This window comes from Streptomyces sp. NPDC055189, from assembly GCF_053606765.1.
The window spans coordinates 20715-27126 of sequence record NZ_JBSGSG010000112.1; the positions used below are offsets into that span (position 1 = coordinate 20715).

Annotated in this window: 4 protein-coding genes and 1 tRNA gene; 2 read left to right on the plus strand and 3 right to left on the minus strand. The window is 69.3% G+C overall.

What is annotated here, in order from left to right; all coding sequences use genetic code 11:
* Positions 1–50: 50 nt before the first annotated feature.
* From ACWFR3_RS42215 to ACWFR3_RS42225, 3 genes are read right to left on the minus strand one after another with little or no spacing between them, the layout of a single operon-like run.
* Positions 51–899: a cytochrome c biogenesis CcdA family protein gene (locus ACWFR3_RS42215; RefSeq protein ID WP_453740031.1), complete on the minus strand. Its 849-nt coding sequence runs from the start codon at positions 897–899 to the stop codon at positions 51–53.
* Positions 896–1660: a DsbA family protein gene (locus tag ACWFR3_RS42220; RefSeq protein ID WP_453740032.1), complete on the minus strand. Its 765-nt coding sequence runs from the start codon at positions 1658–1660 to the stop codon at positions 896–898. The genes ACWFR3_RS42215 and ACWFR3_RS42220 overlap by 4 nt, the downstream gene beginning before the upstream one ends.
* Positions 1661–1714: 54 nt before the next feature.
* Positions 1715–2080, minus strand: coding sequence for a hypothetical protein (locus ACWFR3_RS42225; RefSeq protein WP_453740033.1), 366 nt, complete (start codon positions 2078–2080; stop codon positions 1715–1717).
* Positions 2081–2164: 84 nt separating this feature from the next.
* On the opposite strand from ACWFR3_RS42225, the gene hrpA reads away from it, so the two are divergent.
* A complete protein-coding gene (gene hrpA / locus ACWFR3_RS42230; protein ID WP_453740034.1) occupies positions 2165–6133 on the plus strand; it encodes an ATP-dependent RNA helicase HrpA in 3969 nt (1322 codons plus the stop codon).
* A 120-nt stretch (positions 6134–6253) separates the two neighbouring features.
* A tRNA-Asp gene (locus tag ACWFR3_RS42235) sits at positions 6254–6328 on the plus strand.
* The last annotated feature ends 84 nt before the right edge of the window (positions 6329–6412 follow it).

Genomic DNA, 6412 nt, shown 5'->3' on the forward strand with positions numbered 1-6412 from the left:
CTAAACCACCTAAAGCGGACTCACCCATGCTCACCCCCGCTCGGCCTCCCTCACCCCCGCTCGGCCTCCACGGAGCCACGCCCCCGCCGACGCCACCCCCGCACCCCGAACCCCACGCCCACCAGCGCCACCACGGCGACCAGGAGCACCGAGTCCGGCACCGCCCGGCCCACGTTCCCGGCCCACCGCTCCACGGCGAACGAGTCGTCCACGTCGAGCAGACCCGGCAGCGCGGTGGTCCCGTCGTACGCGAGGAAGAGCGCGCCCAGGGCCACGAAGAAGAGGCCCGACAGGAGCGAGGTCGTGTGCAGCTCGAAGCGGCCGACCCGGAAGGCGCGCCCACGCAGCCAGCGCCGCCGGCCGAGGTCGAAGCGTTCCCAGAGCAGCGCGAGCACGAACAGCGGCACCGCCATCCCGAGCGCGTAGACGGCCAGCAGCAGCCCTCCGTAGACGGGGCTGCCGCTCACCGCCGCCACGGTGAGGACACTGCCGAGGATCGGCCCCGCGCAGAACCCGGCGAGTCCGTACACCGCGCCCAGCGCATACACGGACACCGCCGTCGTCGGCCGGATGCGGCCCGAGAGCTCGGCCATCTTCCGTGAGGCGAACCCCATGCCCACGACCTGCAGCACGCCGAGCGCGATGATCAGCCAGCCGGCGACGAGCACCAGCTGGTCCCGGTGCCCGAAGAAGAACCGCCCTGCGACCGATCCCGCCGCGCCGAGCGGCACGAGGGTCGTGGCGAGACCGGCGTAGAAGATGCCGGTGCGCGCGAGCAGCCGTGAGGTCGAGTCGATCGAGTACGCGAAGAATGCGGGAAGCAGCAGTGCGCTGCACGGGCTCACCAGAGCGAGGAGACCGCCGAGGAACGCCGCGAAGTACCCGACGTCGGCGGTCACTTCTTCCCGCCCTTGCCCTCCGCGGAAGCGGACGCCGCCTGCTCGATCGCCTGGTCGAAGACCTCGTCCGGCTGCGCCCCGGAGATGGGCCGCCCGTTGACCAGGAAGGACGGGGTCGACGTGGCCCCCAGGCCGTACGCCTCCTCCTGGTCCTTCTTCACGGCCGCCTTGGCCCCGGCGCTGCCCGCGTCGTCCGAGAAGCGGCCGATGTCCTTGACCCCGGCCTCCTTCGCGAGCTCCTTCAGGCGGTCGCCCCCGAAGCCCTTCTCCTTGGAACCGTCGGCGTACGCGGCCTCGTGGAACTGCCAGAAGCGGCCCTGCTGCCCGGCGGCCCACGCACCGCGCGCGGCGGACTCGGAGTCCGCGCCGAAGATCGGGAAGTTGCGCCACTCGATGCGCAGGGTGCCCTCGTCGACGTACTTCTTCACCAGGTCCGGCTCGGTGTCGCGGGCGAACTTGCCGCAGTAGCCGCACTTGAAGTCGGCGTACTCGATGAGCACGACCGGGGCGTCCTTGCGGCCCTGCGCGAGCGGGTCCTTGGCGTCGCGCCGGGCGAGCTTGGCCAGCTCCGGGTAGACGCCGGCCTGCGGGTCGGCGGAGACGTCGGCGGGGGAATCGGGGGACTCCTCCTTCGCGGTGACCGAGGAGGGCTCGTCGGGCTTGGTGGCGCTGTAGGAAGCGGCGCCGAGCAGCAGGGCGGCGAGGGCCACGCCCGCTCCGATGGCGATGTTCTTCTTTTTGCTGTTGTCGCTCTTGGGCATCAGGGAGTTCTCTCTGTTCCTGTACGTGGTTGAAGGGGCCCCGGGCGGGGGCCTCTACACGCGCAGGATCGAGAGATCTACCGGAGAGGGCGGTGTGACCGGCGGCGGCCCGCGCTCCGGCGTCAGGACAGGCACCGTCTGGCCGATGCCCCAGGCACCGGACGCGGCATGGGCCTGATGCAGCGCGGGCAGCAGCTCGTACGCGGAACTGGAGCGCGGCGGGGCGGCAGGAGCCTGTCCGGCGTCCTGCTGACCGCCCTTGCCGCAGCCGGGCACACCGGCGGACACCTCGGTCTGCACCGACAACTTCGGCTTCGCGGCCGGGGGCTCCGCTGCCACCGCGGGCCCGCAGAACGCCCCGAGCACGACGAGCAGCACCCCGAGAAGGGGGCACCACGACAGACGCGCACGGGACGACATGCCCGGAATCGTACGTCCCCGGGCGCCCCGCCAGATAAATCGGTTCGCCACCTCCGAGCGGCGGGTGAGATCCTGGACGCCGTTATGTCTACGCAGCCTGCCCTCACCCTCGACGCCCTCGCCCCCCGCCTCTCCGAGCTGTCGCTGCGCGACGAGCACCGGATCGGCCGCCGGCTCGAGGGTGCGCGCCGGATCCGCAAGCCCGAGGCCCGTGCCGCCGTCCTCGCCGAGATCGCGACGGACGTCGACAAGGCCGCGGCGCGGATGGCCGAGCGGGGCAGTCGGCTGCCCAAGATCACGTATCCCGAAGAGCTGCCGGTCAGCCAGAAGAAGGACGACATCGCCGCGGCGATCCGCGACCACCAGGTCGTGATCGTCGCGGGCGAGACGGGCTCCGGCAAGACGACGCAGATCCCCAAGATCTGCATGGAGCTCGGCCGTGGCCTGCGGGGCATGATCGGCCATACGCAGCCCCGCCGTATCGCGGCCCGTACGGTCGCCGAGCGTGTGGCCGACGAGCTGAGCACCCCGCTCGGCGAGGCCGTCGGCTGGAAGGTCCGCTTCACCGACCAGGTGGGCGGCGACACGTACGTGAAGCTGATGACGGACGGCATCCTGCTGGCCGAGATCCAGACGGACCGCGAGCTGCGCGCGTACGACACGATCATCATCGACGAGGCCCACGAGCGGTCGCTGAACATCGACTTCCTGCTCGGGTATCTGGCCCAACTGCTGCCCAAGCGCCCGGACCTGAAGGTCGTCATCACTTCGGCGACCATCGATCCGGAGCGTTTCTCCAGACACTTCGGGGACGCCCCGATCGTCGAGGTCAGCGGCCGTACGTATCCGGTGGAGGTGCGCTATCGCCCCCTCCTCGAGGAGGACTCCGAGGACTCCGACCGCGACCAGATCACCGCGATCACGGACGCCGTCGAGGAGCTCCAGGGCGAGGGCAAGGGCGACATCCTCGTCTTCCTCTCCGGAGAGCGCGAGATCCGGGACACGGCGGACGCGCTGAACAAGAAGAACTACCGGTTCACGGAAGTCCTCCCCCTCTACGCCCGCCTCTCGCACGCCGAGCAGCACCGCGTCTTCCAGCAGCACACGGGTCGGCGGATCGTCCTCGCGACGAACGTCGCCGAGACCTCCCTGACCGTGCCGGGCATCAAGTACGTCATCGACCCGGGCACCGCCCGCATCTCCCGCTACAGCCACCGTACGAAGGTGCAGCGGCTGCCCATCGAGGCGATCAGCCAGGCGAGCGCGAACCAGCGCAAGGGCCGCTGCGGCCGTACGTCGGACGGCATCTGCATCCGCCTCTACTCGGAGGACGACTTCGTCAGCCGCGCCGAGTTCACCGACGCGGAGATCCTGCGCACCAACCTCGCGTCGGTCATCCTCCAGATGACGGCGGCCGGTCTCGGCGACATCGAGAAGTTCCCCTTCATCGACCCGCCGGACCACCGCAACATCCGCGACGGCGTCCAACTCCTCCAGGAACTGGGCGCGCTGGACCCCACGCAGAAGGACCCGAAGAAACGCCTCACCCAGCAGGGCCGCAAGCTGGCCCAGCTGCCGGTGGACCCGCGTCTTGCCCGCATGGTCCTGGAGGCCGACAAGAACGGCTGCGTGCGCGAGGTCATGGTGATCGCCGCCGCGCTCTCCATCCAGGACCCGCGCGAGCGCCCCGCCGAGAAGCAGACGCAGGCCGACCAGCAGCACGCACGCTTCAAGGACGAGACGTCCGACTTCCTGGCCTTCCTCAACATGTGGCGGTACATCCGCGAGCAGCAGAAGGAGCGCGGCTCGTCCTCGTTCCGCCGGATGTGCAAGTCGGAGTACCTCAACTTCCTGCGCATCCGCGAGTGGCAGGACATCTATACGCAGCTGCGTACGGTCGCCAAGCAGATGGGCATCAACCTCAACGAGGACGACGCCCCCGAGCAGCACGTCCACATCTCGCTCCTGTCCGGCCTGCTCTCCCACATCGGGATGAAGGACGTGAAGGAGTCGAAGGACAGCGATCCCAAGCAGCGCGGCGGCCGGGGCGAGTATCTGGGCGCCCGTAACGCCAAGTTCGCGGTCTTCCCCGGCTCGGCCCTCTTCAAGAAGCCCCCGCGCTTCATCATGTCGGCCGAGCTCGTCGAGACCTCGCGCCTCTGGGCCCGCGTCAACGCGCGGATCGAGCCCGAGTGGGTCGAACCGCTCGCCCAGCACCTCCTGAAGCGCACGTACAGCGAGCCGCACTGGGAGAAGGACCAGGCCGCGGTGATGGCGATCGAGAAGGTGACGCTGTACGGCGTCCCGCTCGTCACCGACCGCAAGGTGAACTACGGCCGCATCGACCCCGAGGTCTCCCGCGACCTGTTCATCCGCAACGCGCTCGTCGAGGGCGACTGGCGCACGCACCACAAGTTCTTCGCCGCCAACCGCCGCCTCCTGACCGAGGTGGAGGAGCTGGAGCACCGCGCGCGGCGCCGCGACATCCTCGTCGACGACGAGACGCTCTTCGACTTCTACGACCAGCGGGTGCCCGAGGACGTCGTCTCCGGCGCGCACTTCGACTCCTGGTGGAAGAAGAAGCAGCGCGAGGAGCCCGAGCTGCTCGACTTCGAGCGCTCGATGCTGATCAATGAGCGCGCGGGCGACGTCTCGAAGGACGACTATCCCGATACGTGGCGCCAGGGGCCGCTCAAGTTCAAGGTGACGTACCAGTTCGAGCCGGGCGCGGACGCGGACGGCGTCACCGTCCACGTGCCGCTGCAGGTCCTGAACCAGGTCACGGCTGACGGCTTCGACTGGCAGATCCCGGGCCTGCGCGAGGAGGTCGTGATCGAGCTGATCCGCTCCCTGCCCAAGCCGATCCGCCGGCATTACGTCCCCGCGCCGAATTACGCGAAGGCGTTCCTGGAGCGGGCGGTTCCGCTCCAGGAGCCGCTGCACGTCACGCTGGCGCGGGAGCTGCAGCGGATGGTCGGAGTGCCGGTGTCTCCGGACGACTTCGATCTCTCGCGCGTACCGGACCACCTGAAGATCACCTTCCGGATCACCGACGAGCGGCGCAAGAAGCTCTCCGAGGACAAGGACCTGGAGGCGCTCAAACTCCAGCTCCGGCCGAAGGCCCGCAAGGCGCTCTCCCAGGCGGCTGCGGCGACGGCGGAGAAGACGGGCGGCGCGGCCGTCGAGCGATCCGGGCTCACGGACTGGTCCATCGGCTCCCTCAGCCGCGTCTTCGAGACGCGTCGCGCAGGCCAGCCGGTGAAGGCGTTCCCGGCGCTGGTGGACGACGGCGACACCGTCTCCGTACGCCTCTTCGACACCGAGGCCGAGCAGCAGCAGGCGATGTGGAAGGGCACGCGCCGCCTCATCCTGCGCAACATCCCCGTGAATCCGGCCAAGTTCGCCTCGGACAAGCTGACCAACGCCCAGAAGATCGCCCTGTCCGCGAACCCGCACGGCTCCATCCAGGCGCTCTTCGCCGACTGTGCGATGGCGGCGGCGGACAAGCTCATCGGCGACTTCGGCGGGCCCGCGTGGGACGAGGAGTCGTACCGCAAGCTGTACGAGAAGGTCCGCGCGGAGATCGTCGACACGACGGTCCGTACGGTGAGCCAGGTCCAGCAGGTCCTCGCCGCCTGGCAGGCCTGCGAGCGCCGCCTGAAGTCGACGAACAGCCCGACGCTGCTGCCCAACCTCACGGATGTCCGCGCACAGTTGGACGCGCTCGTCGGCCCCGGCTTCGTCACGGCCACCGGGATCCGCCGCTTGGCGGACCTGATGCGCTACATGGTGGCCGCGGACCGGCGCCTCCAGCAGATGCCGACCAACGTCCAGCGGGACACGTCGCGCATGGAGAAGGTCCACGAGATGCAGGACGAGTACGCCTGGCTCCTGGAGCAGCTCCCGCAGGGCCGCCCCGTCCCCAGGGAGGTCCTGGACATCCGCTGGATGCTGGAGGAGCTCCGCGTCAGCTATTTCGCGCACGCGCTCGGCACGGCGTACCCCGTCTCGGACAAGCGGATCGTGAAGGCGATCGACGCCGCCGCACCGTGATCACCCCGGCACCCTGGGTGAGTTCGACCGCCGGGCCTGCGCTGCTGTAGAGTCCTGTCTCGCAGCGCAACGCAGCACTGAGTCAATATGCGACTCCGTCGCGGGAGCGCCGCAAAGCAAGGTCCTGTGGAGCAGTTTGGAGTGCTCGCCACCCTGTCAAGGTGGAGGCCGCGGGTTCAAATCCCGTCAGGACCGCAGCAAAAGAGGGGCCGCACTCGAAAGAGTGCGGCCCCCAGTCTCATATAAACAACTCCCAGCCCACCACACGGCTCCAAAAAG

Bases quoted from the DNA above. Each gene is read 5' to 3' on its own strand.
- ACWFR3_RS42225 (WP_453740033.1), bottom strand. From the start codon at position 2,080: ATGTCGTCCCGTGCGCGTCTGTCGTGGTGCCCCCTTCTCGGGGTGCTG.
- ACWFR3_RS42220 (WP_453740032.1), bottom strand. From the start codon at position 1,660: ATGCCCAAGAGCGACAACAGCAAAAAGAAGAACATCGCCATCGGAGCG.
- hrpA (WP_453740034.1), top strand. From the start codon at position 2,165: ATGTCTACGCAGCCTGCCCTCACCCTCGACGCCCTCGCCCCCCGCCTC.